The organism is Ensifer sp. GW101-20A05, assembly GCF_059424735.1.
Window position 1 is genome coordinate 73,221 of record NZ_JBWKZT010000003.1, and the last position, 23,170, is coordinate 96,390.

At 63.9% G+C, this 23,170-nt stretch carries 18 protein-coding genes; 6 read left to right on the forward strand and 12 right to left on the reverse strand.

What is annotated here, in order from left to right:
* Positions 1–41 precede the first annotated feature (41 nt).
* On the forward strand, positions 42–3,050 hold the full coding sequence (gene polA, locus AC070A_RS09505; RefSeq protein ID WP_093234291.1) for a DNA polymerase I: 3,009 nt from the start codon (positions 42–44) through the stop codon (positions 3,048–3,050).
* Positions 3,051–3,289: 239 nt separating this feature from the next.
* Positions 3,290–4,144: a formyltetrahydrofolate deformylase gene (gene purU / locus AC070A_RS09510; RefSeq protein WP_057247772.1), complete on the forward strand. Its 855-nt coding sequence runs from the start codon at positions 3,290–3,292 to the stop codon at positions 4,142–4,144.
* 52 nt (positions 4,145–4,196) lie between these two features.
* Here the strand turns inward: purU and AC070A_RS09515 are convergent, their stop codons facing one another.
* The 9 genes from AC070A_RS09515 to AC070A_RS09555 all read right to left on the reverse strand — a co-directional run bounded on the left by AC070A_RS09515 (position 4,197) and on the right by AC070A_RS09555 (position 15,989).
* A complete protein-coding gene (locus AC070A_RS09515; protein WP_057247773.1) occupies positions 4,197–4,841 on the reverse strand; it encodes a TetR family transcriptional regulator in 645 nt (214 codons plus the stop codon).
* A gap of 61 nt (positions 4,842–4,902) precedes the next feature.
* Complete coding sequence (locus tag AC070A_RS09520; protein ID WP_057247774.1) at positions 4,903–8,043, reverse strand: multidrug efflux RND transporter permease subunit; 3,141 nt, start codon at positions 8,041–8,043, stop codon at positions 4,903–4,905.
* 9 nt (positions 8,044–8,052) lie between these two features.
* On the reverse strand, positions 8,053–9,261 hold the full coding sequence (locus tag AC070A_RS09525) for an efflux RND transporter periplasmic adaptor subunit (RefSeq protein ID WP_492376864.1): 1,209 nt from the start codon (positions 9,259–9,261) through the stop codon (positions 8,053–8,055).
* A gap of 270 nt (positions 9,262–9,531) precedes the next feature.
* The gene (locus AC070A_RS09530; RefSeq protein WP_057247776.1) at positions 9,532–10,533 is read right to left on the reverse strand and encodes an ABC transporter ATP-binding protein; all 1,002 of its coding nucleotides are present in this window, start codon (positions 10,531–10,533) and stop codon (positions 9,532–9,534) included.
* Between the two features lie 13 nt (positions 10,534–10,546).
* Entirely contained in the window at positions 10,547–11,611 is a 1,065-nt protein-coding gene (locus AC070A_RS09535) for a Gfo/Idh/MocA family protein (RefSeq protein WP_057247777.1), read from the reverse strand.
* Positions 11,608–12,447 carry a carbohydrate ABC transporter permease gene (locus AC070A_RS09540; protein ID WP_492384444.1) on the reverse strand — a complete coding sequence of 280 codons (840 nt, stop codon included), beginning with the start codon at positions 12,445–12,447 and terminating at the stop codon, positions 11,608–11,610. The genes AC070A_RS09535 and AC070A_RS09540 overlap by 4 nt, the downstream gene beginning before the upstream one ends.
* 11 nt (positions 12,448–12,458) lie before the next feature.
* A complete protein-coding gene (locus tag AC070A_RS09545; protein ID WP_057248225.1) occupies positions 12,459–13,409 on the reverse strand; it encodes a carbohydrate ABC transporter permease in 951 nt (316 codons plus the stop codon).
* A gap of 366 nt (positions 13,410–13,775) precedes the next feature.
* Complete coding sequence (locus AC070A_RS09550; protein ID WP_057247779.1) at positions 13,776–15,035, reverse strand: ABC transporter substrate-binding protein; 1,260 nt, start codon at positions 15,033–15,035, stop codon at positions 13,776–13,778.
* 57 nt (positions 15,036–15,092) lie between these two features.
* Complete coding sequence (locus tag AC070A_RS09555) at positions 15,093–15,989, reverse strand: N-acetylmuramic acid 6-phosphate etherase (protein WP_057247780.1); 897 nt, start codon at positions 15,987–15,989, stop codon at positions 15,093–15,095.
* A 199-nt stretch (positions 15,990–16,188) separates the two neighbouring features.
* Between AC070A_RS09555 and AC070A_RS09560 the strand changes: the two genes are divergently transcribed.
* From AC070A_RS09560 to nagA, 4 genes are read left to right on the forward strand one after another with little or no spacing between them, the layout of a single operon-like run.
* Entirely contained in the window at positions 16,189–17,073 is an 885-nt protein-coding gene (locus AC070A_RS09560) for a glucosamine kinase nucleotide-binding domain-containing protein (RefSeq protein ID WP_057247781.1), read from the forward strand.
* Entirely contained in the window at positions 17,070–17,834 is a 765-nt protein-coding gene (locus AC070A_RS09565; protein ID WP_057247782.1) for a GntR family transcriptional regulator, read from the forward strand. The genes AC070A_RS09560 and AC070A_RS09565 overlap by 4 nt, the downstream gene beginning before the upstream one ends.
* A gap of 28 nt (positions 17,835–17,862) precedes the next feature.
* Entirely contained in the window at positions 17,863–18,885 is a 1,023-nt protein-coding gene (locus AC070A_RS09570) for an SIS domain-containing protein (RefSeq protein WP_057247783.1), read from the forward strand.
* Positions 18,882–20,042 carry an N-acetylglucosamine-6-phosphate deacetylase gene (gene nagA, locus AC070A_RS09575; protein WP_057247784.1) on the forward strand — a complete coding sequence of 387 codons (1,161 nt, stop codon included), beginning with the start codon at positions 18,882–18,884 and terminating at the stop codon, positions 20,040–20,042. The genes AC070A_RS09570 and nagA overlap by 4 nt, the downstream gene beginning before the upstream one ends.
* Before the next feature lie 73 nt (positions 20,043–20,115).
* Here the strand turns inward: nagA and AC070A_RS09580 are convergent, their stop codons facing one another.
* From AC070A_RS09580 to AC070A_RS09590, 3 genes are read right to left on the reverse strand one after another with little or no spacing between them, the layout of a single operon-like run.
* Positions 20,116–20,841 (reverse strand): copper homeostasis protein CutC, encoded by a 726-nt coding sequence (locus AC070A_RS09580; RefSeq protein ID WP_112994222.1) that lies wholly within the window; start codon positions 20,839–20,841, stop codon positions 20,116–20,118.
* Entirely contained in the window at positions 20,838–21,749 is a 912-nt protein-coding gene (locus AC070A_RS09585; protein ID WP_057247786.1) for an ROK family protein, read from the reverse strand. Before AC070A_RS09585 ends, AC070A_RS09580 begins: the two co-directional genes overlap by 4 nt.
* Entirely contained in the window at positions 21,746–23,107 is a 1,362-nt protein-coding gene (locus tag AC070A_RS09590; protein ID WP_057248226.1) for an amidase, read from the reverse strand. Before AC070A_RS09590 ends, AC070A_RS09585 begins: the two co-directional genes overlap by 4 nt.
* Between the last annotated feature and the right edge of the window lie 63 nt (positions 23,108–23,170).

Below are 23,170 nucleotides of genomic sequence, written 5' to 3' on the forward strand. Positions count from 1 at the left end.
CGCAATGGACCTTTGCCTCACCCCGCGCTATCCATTTGCCCATGAAAAACGGTGATCATCTCTTCCTCGTCGACGGCTCCGGATTCATCTTCCGGGCGTTCCATGCCATCCCGCCGCTCAACCGCAAATCCGATGGCCTCCCGGTCAATGCGGTATCGGGTTTCTGCAACATGTTGTGGAAGCTGCTCACCGATGCGCGTGACACCTCGGTCGGCGTCACGCCGACCCATTTCGCCGTCATCTTCGACTATTCCTCGAAGACGTTCCGCAACGCGCTCTACGATCAGTACAAGGCCAATCGGACGGCGCCGCCGGAAGACCTCATTCCGCAGTTCGGCCTGATCCGTCACGCGACCCGCGCCTTCAACCTGCCTTGCATCGAAAAGGAAGGCTACGAGGCGGACGATCTGATCGCCACCTATGCGCGCCTTGCCGAGGCGGCCGGCGCGGGTGTCACCATCGTCTCGTCCGACAAGGACCTGATGCAGCTCGTCACGTCGAACGTATCGATGTACGACAGCATGAAGGACAAGCAGATCTCGATCCCCGAGGTCATCGAAAAATGGGGCGTGCCGCCGGAGAAGATGATCGATCTCCAGGCGATGACCGGTGACTCCACCGACAACGTTCCCGGCATTCCCGGCATAGGCCCGAAGACGGCGGCCCAGCTGCTCGAGGAATACGGCGATCTTGAAACGCTGCTGGCGCGTGCCGGCGAGATCAAGCAGGCCAAGCGCCGCGAGAACATCATCGCCAATGCCGACCTCGCGCGCCTGTCGCGCCAGCTCGTGGAGCTCAAGACCGACACGCCGCTCGATGTCCCGCTGGAAGAGCTGAGCCTGGAGCCGCAGAACGGGCCTAAGCTGATCGCCTTCCTCAAGGCGATGGAATTCACCACCCTGACGCGTCGTGTCGCCGCGGCGACGGGCACGGACGCGGACGCCGTGGAAGCCGCAAGCGTGCCTGTGGAATGGGGCGCGGATGCGCGCGGCCCGGATCTCGACAAGGGAGACGCGGCGACGGCTGTCAGTGAAGGTTCCACCGCCAAGGCAGCGATCCGCGGTGAGGCCGCCGAAGCCGCCGCTGTCCTGTCACGTGCCGGCGAAACGGATGCGGCAGACGCCACGCCGCAGGCGCTGGCAGCGGCTCGAGCCGAAATCTTCGCGAAGGCACCGTTCGATCACAGCGCCTATGTCACGATCCGTGATGTCGCCGCTCTCGACCAGTGGATATCAGCCGCGCGCGATGCCGGCGTCGTCGGCTTCGACACGGAAACGAACTCGCTCGATGCCATGCAGGCCGATCTCGTCGGCTTCTCGCTGGCGATCGCCGACCATCGGGCGGACCCGACGGGCACCGCCATCCGGGCGGCCTACGTTCCGTTGATCCACAAGACCGGTGTCGGCGATCTCCTGGGGGGCGGGCTCGCCGAGAACCAGATCCCGGTCGGGGAGGCCCTCAGCCGGCTGAAGCGCCTGCTCGAGGACCCCTCCGTCCTCAAGGTCGCGCAGAACCTGAAATACGATTACCTCGTGATGAAGCGGCACGGCATCACCGTGGAGAGTTTCGACGACACGATGCTGATGTCCTATGTCGTCGATGCCGGCAACGGCACCCACGGCATGGATGCGCTCTCCGAGCGTTGGCTGAACCACAAGCCGATCGCCTACAAGGATATCACCGGCTCCGGCAAGTCGTCGGTGACCTTCGACTTCGTCGATATCGACAGGGCGACGGCCTATGCCGCCGAGGATGCGGACGTCACGCTGAGACTCTGGCACATCCTGAAGGCGCGGCTGGCCGCCAAGGGGCTGACGCGCGTCTATGAACGGCTCGAGCGGCCGCTGGTCGCGGTGCTTGCGCGCATGGAAGATCGCGGCATTACCATTGATCGCCAGATCCTGTCGCGGCTTTCGGGCGAGCTCGCGCAAGGTGCGGCGGCTCTGGAGGACGAGATCTACAAGCTCGCTGGCGAAACCTTCACCATCGGTTCGCCGAAGCAGCTCGGCGACATCCTGTTCGGCAAGATGGGCTTTGCCGGCGGGTCGAAGACGAAGACCGGGCAATGGTCGACCTCGGCGCAGGTGCTGGAAGATCTCGCCGCCGAAGGCCACGAGCTGCCGCGCAAGATCGTCGACTGGCGGCAGCTGACCAAGCTCAAATCCACCTACACCGATGCGCTTCCGGGCTTCGTCCACCCGGAGACAAAGCGTGTTCACACGTCTTACGCGCTGGCCGCCACCACGACCGGTCGCCTGTCGTCGTCCGATCCGAACCTGCAGAACATCCCGGTGCGCACCGCCGAAGGCCGCAAGATCCGCACTGCCTTTGTCGCGACGCCCGGCCACAAGCTCGTCTCGGCCGACTACAGCCAGATCGAACTGCGCGTGCTCGCCCATGTCGCCGACATTCCGCAGCTTCGCCAGGCCTTCGCCGACGGCGTCGACATTCATGCGATGACGGCCTCGGAAATGTTCGGCGTTCCGGTCGAGGGCATGCCGGGCGAGATCCGCCGCCGCGCCAAGGCGATCAACTTCGGCATCATCTACGGCATCTCGGCCTTCGGGCTCGCCAACCAGCTGTCGATCGAACGCTCCGAGGCCGGCGACTACATCAAGCGCTATTTCGAGCGCTTCCCGGGCATTCGCGATTATATGGAAGGCACCAAGGTGTTCGCCCGCGAGCACGGTTACGTCGAGACCATCTTCGGTCGCCGGGCACATTATCCGGATATCCGCTCGTCGATCCCGTCGCATCGCGCCTTCAACGAACGCGCCGCGATCAACGCGCCGATCCAGGGCTCGGCCGCCGATATCATCCGCCGCGCCATGGCGAAGATGGAGCCGGCGCTGGCCGAGGCGAAACTCTCGGCCCGCATGTTGCTGCAGGTGCACGACGAACTGATCTTCGAGGTTGAGGACGCCGAGGTGGAAAAGACCATTCCGATCGTCGTCTCGGTGATGGAGAACGCCGCCATGCCGGCGCTCGACATGAAGGTGCCGCTCAAGGTCGATGCGCGCGCCGCGACCAACTGGGACGAGGCGCACTAATCCGAGCGGCCCTGTGCCTGGTTTTCTGATGGAATTCCCTCAGAAAACCTCAAAAGTCATATGCGATGAATCTTGCAGCGCCCGGGGGCATTTAATGCCCTCGGGCGTCTTTCCATCAGGATGATAGAAAGCGTCGGCCGTCGCAGCCGGAACGATTGCCGGCGCGTTCAACTCCCCATAGGCAGCGGTTGGGAGGGGGCTCGAGGCCTCATCCGGAACCGCCGCAATCGGAGGAGATCATGGCGCCGAAGACCTTCATTCTTGTGCTTTCCTGCGACGACAAACCCGGCATCGTCGCGGCCGTCACCACCGAGCTTGCCGCGCTCGGCGCGAACATCGCCGAAAGCAACCAGTTCTGGGACACAAAGACCAACAGCTTTTTCATGCGCATCGCATTTCAGGTTGCGGCGAGCGTTCAGGCTGGTGATGTCGAGCGGGCCTTGCGCCCGGCCGTCGAGCGTTTCCAGATGCGGACCGTTCTCGCGGACGCCACAGTGAAGCCGAAGATCCTCATCCTCGTCTCCAGGTTCGATCATGCGCTCCTGCATCTCATCTACCAGATCCGTGTCGGCTGGCTGAACGCGGAGGTCGTTGCCATTGTCTCCAACCACGAGGACAGCCGAGGCACGGCCGAGGCCGAGGGGCTCGCCTACCACTGTTGGCCGGTATCGAAGGACAACAAGGCCGAACAGGAGGAGAGGCTGTTGCGCCTGGTCCAGGAGACCGGCGCCGACCTCGTCATCCTTGCCCGCTACATGCAGGTCTTTTCGGACAATCTGTCGAAGCGCCTCTACGGCAAGGCGATCAACATCCACCATTCCTTCCTGCCGAGCTTCAAGGGTGCCAGGCCCTATCATCAGGCGCATGAGCGCGGGGTGAAGCTGATCGGCGCGACGGCACATTACGTCACACCGGATCTCGACGAAGGTCCAATCATCGAGCAGGAAACCGAGCGCGTCAGCCATGCGCTGACGGCCGAGGACTTTGTCGCCACCGGCCGCGATATCGAAAGCCGCGTGCTCGCCCGGGCCGTCAAGCTGCACCTGGAGCGGCGCGTGATGCTCAACGGTCACAAGACGGTGGTGTTCAGCTAACAGGGTCCGAAAGCATCTGAGCCGGTACCCGCACGGGCGCCGGCTGAGGATGTCAGGGGCGTGCGGCAACGGCGGTTGCCGTGATCGCCGGCGCGCGGAAGCTGGCAAAGAGCCGGCTCAGGCCTTCGCGTCCCTCGGCCGTCAGATCGAAGGGACGGCCGAAGAGCAGCCATTCCGTACAGAGCCCGAGCATCATCCAGTGCAGCGTCCGCGTCGCCGAGGCCGGCGTCCAGCTCTCGTGCATCTGCCCCTTGGCAAGCGCGCGCGAAAAGGCGAGCTCAAGCAGAACATTGTGGCGTTCGTCGAGTTCTTTCTGGCGGGTCAGGACCTCGCTCATGTCGCCGTCGTAATTGGTGCGCAGCATGATCGTCAGGATGCGCTGGCGCTGCTCGTCGGCGGCGAGAACATCGAGCCAGTCGCCCATGGCGCCTTCGAGGATGGAAAGGGTATCGGCGGCTTCCGCCTCGATCTCGCGGGCGACCATGTCTTCCTGCGGCAGGGGCACGGCGTCGTGCAGTGCGAGGAACAGGTCGGTCTTATTGGCAAAGTGCCAGTAGATGGCACCGCGCGTTACGCCGGCGGCCTTGGCGATTTCTTCGAGCGTCGTGTTCGAGACGCCCTTTTCGTAGAAGACGCGCTCGGCGGCGCACAGGATCTTCTGTCGGGTTACTTCTGCGTCGGCTTTTGTTCGGCGCATTCATTCCTCCTCATCAGACGGCCCGCCGACAGTGATGTGCAGCGGGCCGTCTGTTGTCATTTTACTCGGCGGGCGTGGGGTTTTCTGCGGCTGCCGGTGTGTTTTCCACTTTCTTTCGACCGAAGAGCTTCGTGACGAACACGAAGAAGACCGGAACGAAGAAGATGGCGAGCACCGTTGCCGAGATCATCCCGCCCATGACGCCCGTGCCGATGGCGCGCTGGCTGCCGGAGCTCGCACCAGTGGCGATCGCCAGCGGCAGAACGCCGAGCGTGAAGGCCAGCGACGTCATCAGGATCGGCCGGAAGCGAAGATGTGCCGCCTCCAGCGTCGCGTCGATCAGCGACTTGCCCTGCTCGCGCAGTTCCTTGGCGAACTCGATGATCAGGATCGCGTTCTTGGCCGAGAGACCGATGATCGCGATCAGGCCCACTTTGAAGTACACGTCGTTCGGCATGTCGCGCATGGTGACCGCCAGCACGGCACCGATGACGCCGAGCGGAACGACCATAATGACCGCAACCGGGATAGACCAGCTCTCGTAGAGGGCCGCAAGGCACAGGAACACCAACAGGCACGACAGCGCGATCAGGAGCGGCGCCTGGGTGCCGGACTGGATTTCCTGCAGCGACTGGCCCGTCCACTCGTAGCCGAAGCCAGCCGGAAGCTGCCCGGCGAGACGCTGCATCTCGGTGATCGCGTCACCGGACGAATAGCCGGGTGCTGCCTCGCCGCTGATGCGGACCGACGGATAGCCGTTATAGCCGATCGTCTGCGTCGACGCCTTGACCCATTCCACCGTCGCGAAGGCCGACAGCGGCACCATGCCGCCATTGGCGTTGCGGACGTTCAGGTTCAGGAGGTCGGCGGTCTGCATGCGCTGACCTTCGTCCGCCTGCACCGTCACGCGCTGCATGCGCCCGGCATTGGGGAAGTCGTTGACGTAGGACGAGCCGAGGTTGGTCGAAATCGTCGAGTTGATGTCGGCGAAGGTCACACCGAAGGTGTTCGCCTTCTCGCGGTCGATGTCGACGCTGACCTGGGCCGCATCCGGCATGCCCTCGAAGCGGACGCCGGCAAGCACCTTGCTTTCGGCCGCCATGCCGAGAAGCTGGTCGCGGGCTTGCGACAGTGCCGCCTGGCCGAGACCGCCGCGGTCCTGCAGGCGGAACGAGAAGCCGCCGGTGGTGCCGAGGCCCTGGATCGCCGGCGGCGACAGCGCGAAGCTGATCGCGTCCTTGATCTGGCTCATCGCCATAGTCGCGCGCATCGCGATCGACTGTGCGGCGTTGTTGGCGTCGCGTTCCTTCCAGTCCTTGAGCGTCACGAAGGCAAGCGCCGCGTTCTGGCCGGTACCGAAGAAGGAGAAGCCGTTGATCGCGATGATGCGTTCGACGGCCGGCTCCTGGCCGAAGATCTTCTCGGCCTGCTCCACCACCTCGGTCGTGCGGTTGCCGGTCGCTTCCGACGGCAGCTGCATCATGACGATCACGAAGCCCTGGTCTTCGTCCGGCAGGAACGACGACGGCAGCTTCATGAACAGCCAGCCGAGACCGGCCAGCACGGCCACGTAGACGATCATGTAGCGGCCGGTCCGGTGGACAAGGCGCTTCACGATGCCGCTATAGCCGTGCGAGGTCTTGTCGAAGCTGCGGTTGAACCAGCCGAAGAAGCCGCGCTTGGCGTGGTGATGGCCCTTCGGCACCTGCTTCAGGAAGCTCGCGCAGAGCGCGGGCGTCAGCGAAAGGGCAAGCAGCGCCGAGAACAGGATCGAGACGACCATCGTCAGCGAGAACTGGCGATAGATCACGCCGACGGCGCCCGGGAAGAAGGCCATCGGGATGAACACGGAGGCGAGAACCAGCGTGATGCCGATGACGGCGCCGGTGATCTGCTTCATCGCCTTGCGGGTCGCTTCCTTCGGCGTCAGCCCTTCCTCGGACATGATGCGCTCGACGTTTTCGACGACGATGATCGCATCGTCGACGAGAATGCCGATCGCCAGCACCATGCCGAACATGGTCAGAACGTTGATCGAGAAGCCCATCGCCAGCATGACGGCGCAGGTGCCGAGCAGGGCGACCGGCACGACGAGCGTCGGGATGATGGTGTAGCGGATGTTCTGCAGGAACAGGAACATCACGATGAACACCAGCGCGACCGCCTCGACCAGCGTCGAAAGCACCTTCTCGATCGAGACGGCGACGAAGGGCGAAGTGTCGTAGGGGACCGAGTATTCGAGGCCCTGCGGGAAGAACTTCGCCAGTTCGTCCATGCGTTCCTTGATGGCCGCCGAGGTCGACATGGCATTGCCGCTCGGCGACAGCTGGACGGCGATAGCCGCCGACGGCTTGCCGTTGAGCCGCGTCGAGAAGGCATAGCTTTCGCCGCCGATTTCGATACGGGCGACGTCGCGCAGGCGAACGGACGAACCATCCGGATTGGCGCGAAGGACGATGGCGCCGAACTCTTCGGCGCTCTCCAGCTGGCCCTTGACGACAACGGGCGCGCTGATCTGCTGGCTGATCGGGTTCGGCTGGGCGCCGATCGAACCGGAGGCAATCTGGGCGTTCTGCGCCGTGATCGCGTTCGTCACGTCCGCCGCGGTCAGGTTCAGACCGAGCATCTTGTCCGGGTCGAGCCAGACGCGCATCGAGCGTTCGGTGGCAAAAAGCTGCGCACGGCCGACGCCCGGCACACGCTGGATTTCGCTCAAAACGTTGCGGCTGAGATAATCGCCGAGGCCGATGGCATCCATCGAGCCGTCGGTCGAGGTCAGGGCCACGATCATGAGGAAGCCGGAACCGGCCTCATCGACCTGAACACCCTGGCGCTTGACCGAATCGGGCAGGCGTGGCTCGACGCGGCGAACGCGGTTCTGAATGTCGACCGCCGCCTGTCCCGGATCGGTGCCGGGCGCAAAGGTGGCGCTGATTTCAACCGAACCGGAGGCGCTGGAGGTCGATTCGAAATAGAGCAGACCTTCGACGCCGTTCAACTCGTCTTCGATCAGTCGTGTGACGCTCTGATAGGTGTCCTGTGACGAGGCGCCGGGGTAGCTCGTGTTGATAGAGATCTGCGGCGGTGCGACGTCAGGATATTGCGATACCGGCAGAAGCGGGATCGCAATGACGCCGGCGACCATGATGAAGATCGCCACCACCCAGGCAAAAATAGGCCTGTCGATGAAAAAACTGGGCATCAATCAAACTCACTTTGTAGCTTCGGCAGGCTTTTCGTCGGCAGAGGCCGTCGTCTGGGCTGCTTCTGCCGCAGGCTTGGCATCCGGGTTCCAGTCCGTCGGCTCGACCGGGGCGCCGGGGCCGATCTTCTGGAAGCCTTCGACGATGACCTTCTCGCCGGCCTTGAGGCCGGAGGTCACCTGCCAGCGGGTGCCGATGGTGCGGCCGAGCGTCACATTGCGGAACTCGACCTTGTTGTCTGCGGCAACGACGTAGACCTGCGATTGGCCGGCATTGTTGCGCTGGACGGCCTGCTGCGGGACGGTGATCGCATCCTTCTCGACGCCCTGCTGGACGAGCACGCGCACATACATGCCGGGAAGCAGGTCGTTTTCGGGGTTCGGGAATTCGCCACGCAGCGTCACCTGGCCGGTCGTCGCATCGACGGCCGCTTCGGAGAACAGCAGCTTGCCTTTGTGTTCGTAGGCCGTGCCGTCGTCGAGCACGAGCTGGACTTCGGCTTCTTCGTCGCCGCTCAGCATCTTGCCGTCCTCGAGCGCCTTGCGCAGGCGGATGAGGTCGGTCGCCGACTGGGTGAAGTCGGCATAGAGCGGGTCGAGCTGCTGGATCGTCGCGAGATTTTCCGAGCTGTTGGTGCTGACGAGCGCGCCTTCGGTGATCATCGCGCGACCGATGCGGCCGCTGATCGGTGCCGTCACGTCGGCATATTGCAGGTCGAGTTTCGCTGCCGCGAGGCCGGCCTCGGCGATCGCAACATCGGCGTCGGCGGTCGCGAGCAGGGCCGCCGCATCTTCCAACTGTTGCGCGGCGACGACGTTCGCCTTCTTCAACTGTTCCTGGCGATCGGCCTTCTGCTGGGCCTGCAGGCGCACGGACTGGGCGCGCCGAAGCGTTGCTTCGGCCTTTTCGACCTGCACGCGGAAGGGCGCCGGATCGATGCGGTAGAGCACGTCGCCTTCATTGACCTTGGAACCCTGCTGGAAGACGCGCTCGACGACGATGCCGGAAACGCGCGGGCGGACCTCGGCGACGCGTGTCGCGGTAATGCGGCCGGGGAGCTCGTTGGTGATCGGCAGCGTTTCGGTCTTGGTCGTGAAGACCGCGACCGCGGACGGTGGGAATGCGGCGGCGGCCGGCTGCTCGTCCTCTTTCTGGCAACCGGAAAGAAGAATCACAGTTGCCAAGGCGGCGGCCAGTGTCGGTCGGTTCATGCGCATAGCGATGTCCATATTCGGTGACCGCAGGCAACGGCTGCATCTCGCAAGGTGCCCGTGCGGTCCGGAAGTGAAGGGGAGCGGAACCGGTATCAGGTTCGGCAAATACCGGAAAGCTAATATACAAACACAAATGTATGTTAATTCGCTTTGCAGTGCAACAGCGTGATGCGGTGCGTAGAATCAAAAAATAATTCAGCCGCCACAGGGATTTAGTCCCTGTGGCGGCTGGTTTTCACGCAGCTGTGATGGGGCGTCGGCCCCAAAATGGGGTCAGGCGAGAACGCGATCGTCGTCGCCGAAACGGTGCATGCTGCCCACCATCGGTGTCGCATAGACGATATCGTCAGGTGCATAGCGATGCTCGCCGAAGAGGCGGACGGTGATCAGGCCCACCTGCTCGGAATCGATGTAGACGATGGTGTCGGCGCCGAGATGTTCGACGTGCACCACCTTGCCCTTCCAGTCGCCGCTCTCGCGCGAAAGCGCCATGTGCTCGGGGCGAATGCCGATCGTCTTGGCGCTGATATCGCCGAGCCGCGCGCCCTCGATGAAGTTCATCTGCGGCGAGCCGATGAAGCCGGCGACGAAGACGTTTGCCGGCCGGTTGTAGAGGTCCATCGGCGAGCCGATCTGTTCGATCTGGCCGGCGTTCAAGACGACGATCTTGTCGGCGAGCGTCATCGCCTCCACCTGGTCGTGGGTCACGTAGATCATCGTCGCCTTCAGGCTGCGGTGCAGCCGGGCGATCTCGAGCCGGGTGTTGACGCGCAGCGCCGCATCGAGGTTGGAGAGCGGCTCGTCGAACAGAAAGAGCTTCGGTTCGCGCACGATCGCACGGCCGATCGCCACACGCTGACGCTGGCCGCCGGAGAGTTCGGCCGGGCGCCGGGCAAGATAGGGATCGAGCGACAGCATGCTCGCCGCCTTGCCGACCTTGTCGTCGATCTCGGTTTTCGGCTTGCCGGCCTGCTTGAGGCCAAGGCCCATATTGTCCTTCACCGTCAGGTGCGGATAGAGCGCGTAGGACTGGAACACCATGGCGATGCCGCGCTTGGCGGGCGCCACATGGCCGACTTCGGTGCCGTCGATCTGCACGCTGCCGGAGGTCGCGTCTTCGAGGCCGGCGATGGTGCGCAGCAAGGTCGACTTGCCGCAGCCGGACGGGCCGACGAAGATGACGAACTCGCCGTCCTTCACCTCGAGGTCGATGCCCTTCAGCACTTCATGGCTGCCATAGGCCTTGCGGATGGATTTGAGTTGAAGCGATCCCACCTGGTTGCCCCCTTTAGAGTTTGACTGGTCTGCCGGTGCGCACGCTTTCGTCTGCGGCAAGGCAGATGCGGAGCGACTGGACGGCATCGTTCATGTGACGGTCGAGGTCGATGTCTTCGCGAATGGCTTTCAGCACATAGGCCTGCTCGCGGTCGCAGAGTTCCTGGTGCCCGGGCTCGCCGTCCATCTTGAGATCCTCATCGGCCCTCAGGAAGCGACCATTGGGACCGGTTTCGGCGTTGTGCAGCCGGATCACCGCGGTCTTGGTATGTATGTCGATGTCGTCGGACTTGGCGTTCTGGTCCATGACGATCGACACGGAGCCCTTGGGTGACATCACGTCCTTCACGAAGAAGGCCGTTTCCGAGATCATCGGACCCCAGCCGGCTTCATACCAGCCAGCCGACCCATCCTCGAAGATCACCTGCAGGTGGCCGTAATTGTACATGTCGGGGGCGATCTCGTCCGAGAGGCGAAGTCCCATGCCGCGCACTTCCACCGGCTTTGCGTCGGTGATCTGGCACATGACGTCGACATAGTGCACGCCGCAGTCGACGATCGGCGACGTCGTCTTCATCAGCGACTTGTGCGTCTCCCAGGTCGGTCCGCTCGACTGCTGGTTCAGGTTCATGCGGAAGACATAGGGGCCGCCGAGCTTGCGGGCCTCGGCGATCAGCCGGATCCACGAGGGGTGGTGGCGCAGGATGTAGCCGATCACCAGCTTGCGACCGTGCTTCTTTGCAGCCGCGACGACGCGCTCTGCGTCGGCGACGGTGGTTGCCAGCGGCTTCTCGACGAAGACGTCGGCACCGGCTTCAAACGCCATGACGGCAAAGTCGGCATGGCTGTCGGAATAGGTGCAGATCGAGCAGAGATCCGGCTTCAGTTCGGCAAGCGCCGATCTGAAATCGGGATAGATCGTGTAGCCGCTGAGCTCCTCCGGCAGCGGCACCTTCGAACGGTTGACTAGACCGACGATCTCGAAGCCGGGGTTGTTGTGATAGGCGAGCGCATGGCTGCGCCCCATGTTGCCGAGCCCTGCGACGAGGACCCGGACGGGTTTGCTGCTTGCACTCACTTGACTGCTCCTGCCGTGATGCCGCGGATCAGCTGCCGCGAGAAGATGACGTAGAGAACGAGGACCGGAAGGATGGCGAGCGAGAGGGCCGCCAGAACCGCATTCCAGTTGGTGACGAACTGGCCGATGAAGATCTGCGAGCCGAGCGTCACCGTTTTGGTCGCCTCCGCCGGGGCCAGGATCAGCGGGAACCAGAGGTCGTTCCAGATCGGGATCATCGTGAACACCGCGACAGTCGCCATGGCCGGCCGCACCAGCGGCAGAACCAGGCGGAAGAAGATCGAGTATTCCGAAAGCCCGTCGATGCGCCCCGCGTTCTTCAGGTCATCCGAGACCGTGCGCATGAACTCCGAGAGGATGAAGATCGCGAGCGGCAACCCTTGCGCCGTGTAGACCAGGATCAGCGCCGTCAGCGTGTTGACCAGGTTGGCGGCGACTATGCCCTGGAGAATGGCGACGGTGCCGAGACGGATCGGGATCATGATGCCGATCGCAAGATAGAGGCCCATCACCGTGTTGCCGCGGAAGCGGTATTCCGACAGCGCGAAGGCGGCCATCGCCCCGAAGAGCAGCACCAGCGCGATCGAGACGATCGTGACGATGAAACTGTTCTGGAAATAGGTGGCAAAATCGCCCTGGCCGAGGACCGTTTCATAGCCGATCAGGCTGAAGGTCTGTGGCGTCGGGATCGTCAGCGGCGCCCGAAAGATTGCATTGCGGTCCTTGAACGAGTTGATGATCGTCAGGAACACCGGGAACAGCGACACCAGCGTGTAGGCGATCAGCGCCACGTGGACGAAGCCGGTGCGGAGAAAAGAATCGCGTGCGTTCGACATCTCCGGTCTCCTCAGAACTGGTAGCGGCGCATGCGGCGCTGAATGACGAAGAGGTAGAGCGACACGCCGGCGAGGATGATCAGGAACATCACCGTGGCGATCGTCGCGCCCATGGAGCGGTCACCGAGCTGCAGCTGGAAACCGAAGAAGGTGCGGTAAAGCAACGTGCCGAGAATGTCGGTCGAACCATCAGGCCCGGCAAGCGCGCCCTGCACCGTGTAGACCAGGTCGAAGGCGTTGAAGTTGCCGACGAAGGTCAGGATCGAGATGATGCCGATGGCCGGCAGGATCAGCGGCAGCTTGATCTTCCAGAACTGGCTCCAGCCGGTAACCCCGTCGCATTCGGCAGCCTCGATCACCTCATCGGGAATGTTGAGCAGCGCTGCGTAGATCAGCATCATCGGGATGCCGACATATTGCCAGACCGAGATCAGCGACACGGCGATGAGCGCGGAACCCGGCTTTCCGAGCCAGGGCGCAAACAGCGACTTCAGGCCAACGAGGTCGAGTATCCAGGGCGACACCCCCCAGATCGGCGACAGGATCAGCTTCCAGATGAAGCCGACGATCACGAAGGAGAGCAGCGTCGGCAGGAAGATCGCCGTGCGGTAGAAGGTGACGAAGCGCAGCTTCGGGATCGACAGCATCGCGGCGAGGGCGACGCCGATCGGGTTTTGCACGCACATATGGATGATGAAGAAGATGACGTTGTTCTTCAGCGCGTTCCAGAAGTCGTGGGCCCAGCGCTCTTCCCCAAACAGTGTCTGGAAATTGGCAAGCCCGACGAAGGCTGGCTGTCCGTCAACCGTGTTGTACAGAGAGAGCCTGAGCGTCTCGATCAGCGGCAGGATCATCACCGCCGAATAGACCAGGAAGGCCGGGAGCAGGAAGACGAGGATGTGCCAGCGCTTCGGCCGCCTTGCGGTCGGCTGTCCGTCTTGCACTGAAAGAGCGTCACTCATTGAACCATCCGTTTCTAGAAGACCGGTTCCCCAGACAATCACGATGCGCACCGACGCCACACGGCCGGTCTCGCCGTATGCCATCTGCCCTTTTTTGAGGGCTCATGACGAAGGTTAAGTCTATCGCGTTCTTTTGCAAACGACTGCGTCGGTGGCCTCCCACGATGGGAGGCCTGTGACGCGACGGCTGGGGGAGTGCCTCATCGGCCAATGTCGCCCCGCCCGGCCTTGCTGCAAGTGTCCCAAGGACAAAACATGCAGCAATTCAAACTGCTACGGCGCCCTTCTGCGTCCGGCAGGACACGGGTGCCGTAGGGCCGACCCTCCCCAAAAAGGGGAGGGAACCTGTTGCGCTTACGTCTCTTCTCACTTCGCCGGCTTGTACCAGGAGTCGAGGCCCTTCTGCAGCTTCTCGGCGGCAACCTCAGGCGTATCGGTGCCGTTGATTACGTTGGCCGATTCGACCCAGGTTTCGTTTTCGAGGCTCGGCGTGCCGCGCGCCAGGATCTGGTAGGTCGAGCGGATCGTCGGCTTGCACTTTTCGCGCCAGGAGACGAATTCCTGGGCGAGCGGATCGGTCATCTTCACCGGGGTAGAGTTGAGGCTGAAGAAGCCCGGCAGTGCATTGGCGTAGATGTCGGCGAACTCAGGCGAGGCAACCCAGCTCAGGAAGGTCTTGGCCTGTTCGGCATGTGCGCTCTTGGCATTGAGGCCGATGCCGATGTCATTGTGGTCCGAGATGTAGCAGGTGTCGCCGGCGTTTTTGACCGGCGGCGGGAAGGCGCCCATCTTGAACTGTGCCTGGGTGTTGAACAGGCCGATTTCCCACGAGCCGGCCGGATAGATCGCGGCGCGGCCGAGCGTGAAGAGGTTCTGGCTGTCCGGATAGGTCTGGGCTTCGAAGCCGTCGCCGAGATAGTCCTTCCATTTGGCGAGAACGCGGTAGGGCTCGACCCACGGTTCGTCGGTCAGCTTCTGCTCGCCCTTGATCAGCGCAGCGCGGCCTTCTTCGCCCTTCCAGTAGTTCGGGCCGATGTTCTGGTAGCCCATGGTTGCGGCTTCCCAGAGGTCCTTGGTGCCCATCGCCATCGGGATGTAGTTGCCGTCCGCCTTGATCTTGTCGAGGGCGGCGAAGAATTCGGCTTCCGTCGTCGGGATCTGGATGCCGAGCTGGTCGAAGGCGTCCTTGTTGTAGATGAAGCCGTGGATGACTGAAGCCATCGGCACGCAGAAGGTGGACTTGCCGTCATCGGTGGTCCAGGCGGACTTGGCGACCGGCGAGAAGTTTTCCATGCCCGGCAGCGCCGTCAGGTCGGCAAGGTGCTTCTTGTTGTAGAGTTCGAGCGAGACGTCGAACGGACGGCAGGTAACGAGGTCACCCGCGGAGCCGGCATCGAGCTTGGCGTTCAGCGCCGCATTGTATTCGGTCGGCGCCATCGGGGCGAACTTGACCTTGATGCCCGGGTTCTTCGCTTCGAAGGCAGGGATCAGTTTTTCCTGCCAGATCGCCAGGTCGTCGTTGCGCCAGCTTTCGATGGTCAGCGTCACGTCCTCGGCGTGCGCCAGCCCGGCCGTGCCGAGAATGCTCGAAGCGAGCAGCAGGCCTTTGATTGTTGTACGGGTCATGCAGGTTCTCCCTTTTTATAGGCGCCGCTTTGGCGCGGTTTGGATCCCAGAATTGATTCAGGCCGAGACGATACCGATCGCCCGGCGCAGATTCTGCTTGGCCTCTTTCAGAGCGGCGTCGGCGGCTGCAACGTCCTTCGCGCCCGAGGCGAGAAGGATCGCGACCTTGACCGAGCCGGAGGCCTCGTTGATCAGCCGGCCGGCCTCAGTGGCGCTGATGCCGGTGATGTCGGTGACGATGCGGATCGCGCGGCCGTGCAGCTTGATATTGTCGGCGCGCAGGTTGACCATGTGGCCGTCGAGCACGTGGCCGAGATGGATGCCGACCAGTGTCGAGAACATGTTGAAGGCGATCTTCTGTGCGGTGCCGGCGCCCATGCGGGTCGAGCCGGAGACCACTTCCGGCGGCGTCTGCAAGAGGATCGAGACGTCCGCGTCCTTGAAGAGCGCCGCACCCGGATTGTTGGCGACGGCGATTACCTTGGCGCCGCGCTTGCGGGCCTCGTCGGCAGCGGCAAGCGCGTAAGGGGTGGAACCGCTTGCGGAAACGGAAACGAGACAGTCGCCCGCGCCGATGCCCGCCTTGCGCACGTCCTCTCGGGCGAGGTCCATATCGTCCTCATAACCTCCCGCGAGGTCGCTGAGGCTGGCAGCGCCGCCGGCAAGCAGGATGACGATCTGATCCTGCGCGATACCATAGGTGCCGGGCAGCTCGAGCGCGTCGGCCATCGCCATGAGACCGGAGCTGCCGGCGCCCGCATAGGCAAGACGCCGCCCGGAGCTGAGCGCTTCGGCGGCAATCGAGGCGGCGGCGGAGATCGACTCGATCGCCGCATCGACGGCCTTGGCCGCTGCCTGCTGGCCGGCGGCGAGCAGTCGCAGCGCCAGCGCCGGATGCATAAGATCCAGGCCCTTGGCGTTGTCGTGACGCTCTTCGGTCTTTGCTGACGGCATGGGTCATGTCTCCTCTCGGTTGAAATTAATGCCAAAAAAATACCAATTGTCCAGCAGAATTTAACTTTTGGCGCCTGAAAAAACCGATCGTCTAAATTAGTCCTTGAATTTCAATGAATTGCAACGAAATCGAAAGCGTGGGCGGATTCAGACTTGGTTATTGGTATTTTTTTGGTATCCTCAATGGGCGGAGGTACTCATGACAAATTACCTGATAGGAATCGACGGGGGCGGGACGAGCTGCCGAGCTGCCGTGGCAACGGCAGATGGGCGCATTCTCGGGCGTGGCAAGGCCGGCGCCGCCAATATCCTGACAGACCCGGAAACCGCGCTCGCCAATATCGGCGGAGCCGCCCGCGCAGCCTTTGAAGAGGCGGGCCTCGACCCTGAGGGCATTGCCGCCGCCAAGGCGATCGTCGGTGTGGCCGGACATAATGTCGGCGATGCCGTGCATTACGTAAAGCGTCGTCTGCCCTTCGCCGCCGCGGATATCGAATCCGACGGTTTGATCGCGCTGCAGGGTGCGCTCGGCAACCAGGATGGCGCGGTCGCCATCCTCGGTACGGGCACCATCTATATTTTGCGCCAAGGAGATACGGTCAGTTATGTCGGCGGCTGGGGTTTCACCATCGGCGACCATGGCAGCGGAGCCCGCATCGGCCATGCGCTTCTGCAGGAAAGCCTGCTTGCCTTCGACAGTATTCATGCAGCTTCCGCGGTCACGGATAGCGTTCTGGCCGAATTCAACAACGACGCGCGCGATGTCGTCGATTTTGCCCGTCTTGCGAAGCCCGGCGAGTTCGGCCGCTATGCGCCGCGGGTCTTCGAAGGGGCTGCCGCAGGCGATCCCGTCGCCGTGCGGATCCTGAAGGCCGCCGCACTTACGGTGGATGAGGCGCTGGATGTCGTGGTTGCACGAGGCTGCGAGAGGCTTTGTCTGCTTGGCGGATTGGCGCCGCTCTATCGCCCCTGGCTTGCCGAGCGCCATCAGGCATTGCTCGTCGAAGCCGAGGCGGACGCACTGACCGGGTCGGTCGCTCTGGCCGCGCAACGGTTTGGCTCACATGCGAGGGCGAGTGCATGACGCACCAGCTCGCTTCCATTCTGCCGCTTGAGGGCCTGCAGTCCGGAGGATCGGGGCCGCTCTATCTCAAGCTTCGGCAATCGCTCGAAGACGCAATCCAGTCGGGCAAGCTCAACCATGGCGACGCCTTGCCGCCAGAGCGCGATCTTGCCGACTATGCCAACATCAGCCGCGTGACCGTGCGCAAGGCGGTAGACGATCTCGTGCGCGATGGGCTGCTTGTCCGCCGCCACGGTTCCGGCACCTTTGTCGTCAAGCCGGTCTCCAAGGTGCAGCAGTCTCTGTCGCGGTTGACGTCGTTCACCGAAGACATGGCGCGCCGCGGGTTGAACACCCATGCGCGCTGGCTGGAACGCGGCCTGTTTCATCCTTCGCCGGATGAGATGATGGCGCTTGGCCTTCCCGCCGACGCGCTGGTCGCCCGCCTCGGGCGCCTTCGCATCGCCGACGACATGCCGCTTGCGATCGAGCGCGCCAGCATCTCTGCGGAGTTCCTGCCGGACCCGCAGGCCGTCACCTCGTCGCTCTATTCGGCGCTTGACAAGACGCGGTCCCGGCCGGTGCGCGCCGTCCAGCGCATCTCCGCTTGCAACATCAAGGACCCGGATGCCTCGATGCTCGGCGTTGCCGTTGGCTCGGCCGGCCTTTCCATCGAACGCGTCTCCTATCTCGCATCCGGACGCGTCGTCGAATTCACCCGCTCGCTCTACCGGGGCGATGCCTATGACTTTGTCGCGGAACTGACGCTGTCGGAATCCTAAAGCGACCGCCCGCAGAAAGGAATTGACCATGCAGACCAATATGCGCCGAGAAATCGACGAGATCCCCGAAGCCGCCCAGCGCCTGCTGGAACGCTCGGCCGATCAGCTCAAGGCCGCCGGCGCGGCACTCCGCGTCAAGGATCCGGCCTTCCTGGTCACGATCGCCCGCGGCTCCTCCGATCATGCCGCGCTTTTCCTCAAATATGCGATCGAGCTGCAGGCCGGTCGACCGGTCGCCTCGCTCGGCCCGTCGCTCGCCTCGATCTACGGCGCCAAACTGAAGCTCGGCGGTGCCGCGGCGATCGCGATTTCGCAGTCGGGCAAGAGCCCGGATATCGTCGCTATGGCCCAGGCCGCGACCGATGCCGGCGCCGTCTCGATCGCGCTCACCAACACGCTGCCCTCGCCGATCTCCGAGGCCTGCACCAACCCTCTCGACATTCTCGCCGGTCCGGAAATCGCCGTTGCGGCCACCAAGTCCTACGTCAATTCGATCGTCGCCGGCCTTGCCGTGCTCGGCGAATGGACCGGTGACGCAGCGCTTAAGCGGGCAGTCGCCGATCTGCCGAACCAGTTTGCGAAGGCCGTCAAGCTCGACTGGCAGGCCTTTGCCGACGATCTCGGCGAGGCGGAATCGCTCTATGTGCTCGGCCGTGGCCCGGCGCTTGCGATCGCCAGCGAGGCGGCGCTGAAGTTCAAGGAAACCTCCGGCATGCATGCGGAAGCCTATTCCGCGGCCGAAGTTCTGCACGGGCCGGTGGCGCTCGTCGGCGCCAAGTTCCCGGTGCTGACGCTTGCGGCCCGTGATGCAGCCGAAACTTCGGTCGCCGGCATTGCCGACGGTATGGCCGAAAAGGGCGCAGTGGTTCATGTTACATCGAGCCTTGCCGGCAAGGCCAAGCGCCTGCCGTTCGTCGAGACGGGCCACCCGATCACCGACGCGCTGACCTTGATCCTGCCGTTCTATGGCTTCGTCGAAGCCTGGTCGCGCTCGCGCGGTCTCAACCCCGACGCACCGGCGAGCCTCAAGAAGGTAACGGAGACGAGATGAGCGAGAGGAAAGCAATCACCGGCGCCCGCCTGTTCGACGGCGTCGAATGGCATGACGGCTGTGCTCTCGTGATCGAGGCCGGCCGCGTCAAGGCGATCGTGGCAGTGGCGGACGTCCCCGCCGATGCCAAAAAAATCGATGCGCATGGCATGCTGCTGGTGCCGGGCTTCATCGACCTGCAGGTCAACGGCGGCGGTGGTGCGCTTCTGAACGAAGAACCGTCCGTCGAGGGTATCCGGCAGATCTGTTCGGCGCATGCCAAGTTCGGCACCACCGCACTGCTGCCGACGCTGATCACCGACACACGCGAAATCAGAAGCGCCACCATCAAGGCGGGTCTCGACGCCAAGGCCGCTGGCGTGCCGGGTTTCCTCGGGCTGCATCTCGAAGGTCCGCATCTCTCGGTCGCACGCAAGGGCGCCCATGATCCGACGCTGATCCGTCCGATGGACGATGCCGATCTCGCCGAAATGCTCGATTGCGCCAAGGCGCTCGGCGTGCTGATGGTGACCGTGGCGCCCGAAAACGCCACCCGGGAACAGGTGCGGGCGCTGGCCGAAGCCGGCGCCGTCGTCAGCCTCGGCCACACCGATGTCGGTTACGAAACCGCCGTCGCCTATGCCAAGGCGGGCGCAAGGACGGTGACCCATCTCTTCAACGCCATGAGCGGCCTTGGCCATCGCGAGCCGGGCGTGGTCGGTGCGGCACTTGCCACCGGCACGCTGCATGCGGGCCTGATTGCCGACGGCTACCATGTCGAGCCGGCCTCGATGGGCGTGGCGCTGCGCGCAAAAGTCGGCCCGGGCCAGATCTTCCTGGTGACCGACGCGATGTCGCCGATCGGCACGGACATGACCAGCTTCCAGCTGAACGGCCGCGAGATCCTGCGCGAGGGCGGTCGCCTGACGCTTGCCGACGGTACGCTCGCCGGCGCCGACATCGACATGCTGTCGTCGGTCCGTTTCGTGCACGACAAGCTCGGCCTGCCGGTGGAAGAAGCCTTGCGGATGGCCTCCGCCTATCCGGCCGATGCTATGGGTCTCGCTACCCACAAGGGACGGCTGAAGCCCGGCGCCGATGCGGATTTCGTGCTTCTGACGCCGGAGCTTGGCATGGGCTCTACCTGGATCGGCGGCACGCAGGTCTACGCCGCCTGATCATAACGCATCAAGCAAAAGCCCCGGACAGCGCAAATGTTGTCCGGGGCTTTTCATTTCGGGCAACGTTGTCTCAGCGCGCTGAAAGTCTCGCCTTCATCGCCCGGACCGTTTCCGCATCGGTGCGGCGCCGGTCGGCCGAAACGAAGCCCATTTCGACCAATCGCGGATCCTGAGCCGGCTCACGAACGGAGCAGGAGGAGTGCACTTCGCTGACGGTCACCCGGTCGAGAAGGGCATCGACCGTATCGAGGGTGACGCCGGACCCCGGCATGATCGACAGCCGGCCCTTGGCGAGATCGACGATTTCGGCCAACCGATCGATCGCCTGCGGTGCGCTCCTGGCACCGCCCGAGGTCAGGATGCGTTCGAAGCCGAGCTCGACCGCCACCTCCATCGCCTCGGCGAAATCCGGAACCAGATCGAAGGCGCGGTGCAGCGTCATCCTGAGTCCGGCCGCATGGCCTGTGAGCTTGATCAGCATCGACTTATCGAGGCGACCGTCGGCAAGGGAGGCGCCGAGCACCACGCCGGCGAGACCTGCCGCCCGCGCCGCGTCGATATCGCGACGCATGACATCGAGGTCCGCGGCGGAGAAGACGAAATCGCCCGGGCGAGGGCGGATCATGGCGTAAACGGGCACCGGCGGCGGACCGGCCAGCGCCATCAGTCCGGGATTGGGCGTCAGGCCACCGACGGACAGGGCGGCGCAGAGCTCGATCCGGTCTGCGCCGCCCTCGATCGCCGCGTAAAGCCCGTCGGCATCGTCGACGCAGACTTCCAGTTTGATGTCGCTCATATCTTCTCCTCGCCGAGGCCAAGCAGCGCCGCGCCGATCAATCCGGGCTCGACCCGGCATTCACCACGCACCACCAGCGGCCGTTCGAACTGCCGGAGAATCCGGCTACGCACTGTCCTGTCGATTTCGGCGAGCAGTTCCTCGGAATTGGAGAGTCCGCCGCCGACAGGCACGATCGTCGCGCCGGTGATGTTGATGACGAGTGCCAAAGGCGAACTCACGAGATCGACGAGCAGATCGACCGTGCGCTTTGCCTCTGCATCCCCAGCCTTCCAGGCCTCGATGATCTCATGGCTTGAAAGCGTCTTGCCATGGGCGGTCTGGTGCAGCCGCTCCAACCCGCGGGCGCCGCCAACGGTATCGACGCAGCGCTTCTGGCCGCAGCCGCAGTCATAGGCGGGAATGGCGATCGGCGGGTTGCCGGCCTCGGCCGCGATCGCCGGGCCGTGTCCCCATTCGCCGGCAAAGCCGCCATCGGCATTGATCAGCCGGCCGTCGATCACCAGGCCGCCGCCGACCCCGGTGCCGAGAATGGCGCCGAAGACGATACGGTGGCCGCGCCCGGCGCCGGCACCTGCTTCGGCAAGCGCGAAACAGTCGGCGTCATTGGCGATCTTCACCGGCAGGTGCAGCGCCGCTTCGAGTTCGGTGACTAGGTCACGTCCGTCGATGCAGGGGATGTTGGCGCATTTGATCCGCCGCGTCTCGGGATCGATGACGCCGGTGATCGAGATCGCCACGCAATCCGGGTGTCCGCCCGCTTCGTCCAGGACCGATTCGAGCGCCTCAATGAACTGGCGGAAGTTGCTGAGCGGCGTTGTCCGTCGCGGCAACGGAAAGATCCGGTCGCGCGAATGCACGATCGCGCCCTTGATCGCCGAGCCGCCGATGTCGAAACAGACGATCATGCCTCACCCCGGATGATCGTTTCGGCAGAGAGCGCGACGGAGAGCAGCCGATCGTCCTGGTGATGCGGCGCGGCAAGCTGCAAACCAACGGGCATTTCGGCCGCCCCGGTACCGCAGGGAATGGAGATGCCGCAGAAATCCAGGAAGTTACCGATCGACGTGTTGCGCAGTGTCTTGGCGTTGGTCTTGAAGAACAGCTCGTCGTCCTCGATCAGTGGCGCGATCGGCGGCGCCACATGCGGCAGGGTCGGGTGGGCGATGAGCTCGTTCGGCTTCAGGCTGTCGACCGTCTCATGGATCAGTTGGTCGCGCGCGTCGAGCAGGGCAATGTAGTCGGGCATGGTGATCTTCTCGCCGAGCCTGGTGCGGGCAACGACACGGGGATCCATCTCATTGGCCTCGTGCCCGGCCAGCCGCTCGCGATGAAGCGCATAGGCCTCGGCCGTCACCAGGGCGCCATGGCGCGCCATCAGCCCGAAGACCGCCGAGAAGGTCGGGAAGGCGCGGCGGCTGATAGCAACGCCGGCTTTCTCGAGCCGCCTGATGGCATCCTCGAACGCCTCGACGACTTCCGTTTCCGCATCGTCGAAGACCACCGTTTCCGGGATCACCAGCGCGACGCCTGAAAGGTCGGCGCGGCGCACGGTCGGAGCCGTCAGCCCGTGCATGGCAGCGTCCACCCACACGGCGTCCTGCACCGTGTGGCAAAGGGGCCCAAGCGAATCCAGGCTTTCAGCCAGCGGAAAGACGCCCTTCATCGTGTAGCGGCCGCGTGTTGCTTTGTAACCGACAATGCCGGTCATCGCCGCGGGGATGCGGACGGACCCGCCGGTATCGGTGCCGATGGCTGCTGGCACCAGCCCGGCCGCGACCGCGACCGCCGAGCCTGACGACGAGCCGCCGGGAATGCGCTCAACGTCGGTGGCCGCGGGGTTCCTCGGCGTGCCGTAATGCGGGTTGATGCCAAGGCCCGAAAAGGCGAACTCGCTCATATTGGTGCGGCCGACGCTGACCATGCCGGCTGCGGCAACGGCGGCAACGACCGGAGCGTCGCTCCTCGCCGGGGCGTGCGTCTGCAGCACCTTCGAGCCGGCGGTCGTGACGCTGCCGGCCACATCGAAGAGGTCCTTCCACGCGACCGGCAGGCCGTCGAGCAGGCCGAGCGAGCGTCCCGCCCTGAGGCGTTTCGAGGCGGCCTCGGCATCCCGCGTCGCGCGCTCAGGCGTCAGTTCAACGAAGATGGCATAGTCGCCGTGTGCGTCGATCGCCGCATAGGTTTGCTTGGCGAGGTCCACGGGGTCCAGCTTGCCGCTCTGCACCAGCACGGAAAGGCTGGCGAGTGTCTTTTGTTCTGTCATGTCATCCTCCGCGGAATGCTGTTCTTGCCTGCGGCTGCTGTCCGCTACGTCTACAATATCGCC

Excerpts from the sequence above, each read along its gene's own strand:
- polA (WP_093234291.1), top strand. The coding sequence starts at position 42 with ATGAAAAACGGTGATCATCTCTTCCTCGTCGACGGCTCCGGATTCATC.
- AC070A_RS09565 (WP_057247782.1), top strand. The coding sequence starts at position 17,070 with ATGACGCACCAGCTCGCTTCCATTCTGCCGCTTGAGGGCCTGCAGTCC.
- AC070A_RS09580 (WP_112994222.1), bottom strand. The coding sequence starts at position 20,841 with ATGAGCGACATCAAACTGGAAGTCTGCGTCGACGATGCCGACGGGCTT.
- AC070A_RS09525 (WP_492376864.1), bottom strand. The coding sequence starts at position 9,261 with ATGCGCATGAACCGACCGACACTGGCCGCCGCCTTGGCAACTGTGATT.
- AC070A_RS09545 (WP_057248225.1), bottom strand. The coding sequence starts at position 13,409 with ATGAGTGACGCTCTTTCAGTGCAAGACGGACAGCCGACCGCAAGGCGG.
- AC070A_RS09540 (WP_492384444.1), bottom strand. The coding sequence starts at position 12,447 with ATGTCGAACGCACGCGATTCTTTTCTCCGCACCGGCTTCGTCCACGTG.
- AC070A_RS09555 (WP_057247780.1), bottom strand. The coding sequence starts at position 15,989 with ATGCCGTCAGCAAAGACCGAAGAGCGTCACGACAACGCCAAGGGCCTG.
- AC070A_RS09585 (WP_057247786.1), bottom strand. The coding sequence starts at position 21,749 with ATGATCGTCTGTTTCGACATCGGCGGCTCGGCGATCAAGGGCGCGATC.
- purU (WP_057247772.1), top strand. The coding sequence starts at position 3,290 with ATGGCGCCGAAGACCTTCATTCTTGTGCTTTCCTGCGACGACAAACCC.
- AC070A_RS09520 (WP_057247774.1), bottom strand. The coding sequence starts at position 8,043 with ATGCCCAGTTTTTTCATCGACAGGCCTATTTTTGCCTGGGTGGTGGCG.
- AC070A_RS09590 (WP_057248226.1), bottom strand. The coding sequence starts at position 23,107 with ATGACAGAACAAAAGACACTCGCCAGCCTTTCCGTGCTGGTGCAGAGC.
- AC070A_RS09570 (WP_057247783.1), top strand. The coding sequence starts at position 17,863 with ATGCAGACCAATATGCGCCGAGAAATCGACGAGATCCCCGAAGCCGCC.
- AC070A_RS09550 (WP_057247779.1), bottom strand. The coding sequence starts at position 15,035 with ATGACCCGTACAACAATCAAAGGCCTGCTGCTCGCTTCGAGCATTCTC.
- AC070A_RS09515 (WP_057247773.1), bottom strand. The coding sequence starts at position 4,841 with ATGCGCCGAACAAAAGCCGACGCAGAAGTAACCCGACAGAAGATCCTG.
- AC070A_RS09560 (WP_057247781.1), top strand. The coding sequence starts at position 16,189 with ATGACAAATTACCTGATAGGAATCGACGGGGGCGGGACGAGCTGCCGA.
- nagA (WP_057247784.1), top strand. The coding sequence starts at position 18,882 with ATGAGCGAGAGGAAAGCAATCACCGGCGCCCGCCTGTTCGACGGCGTC.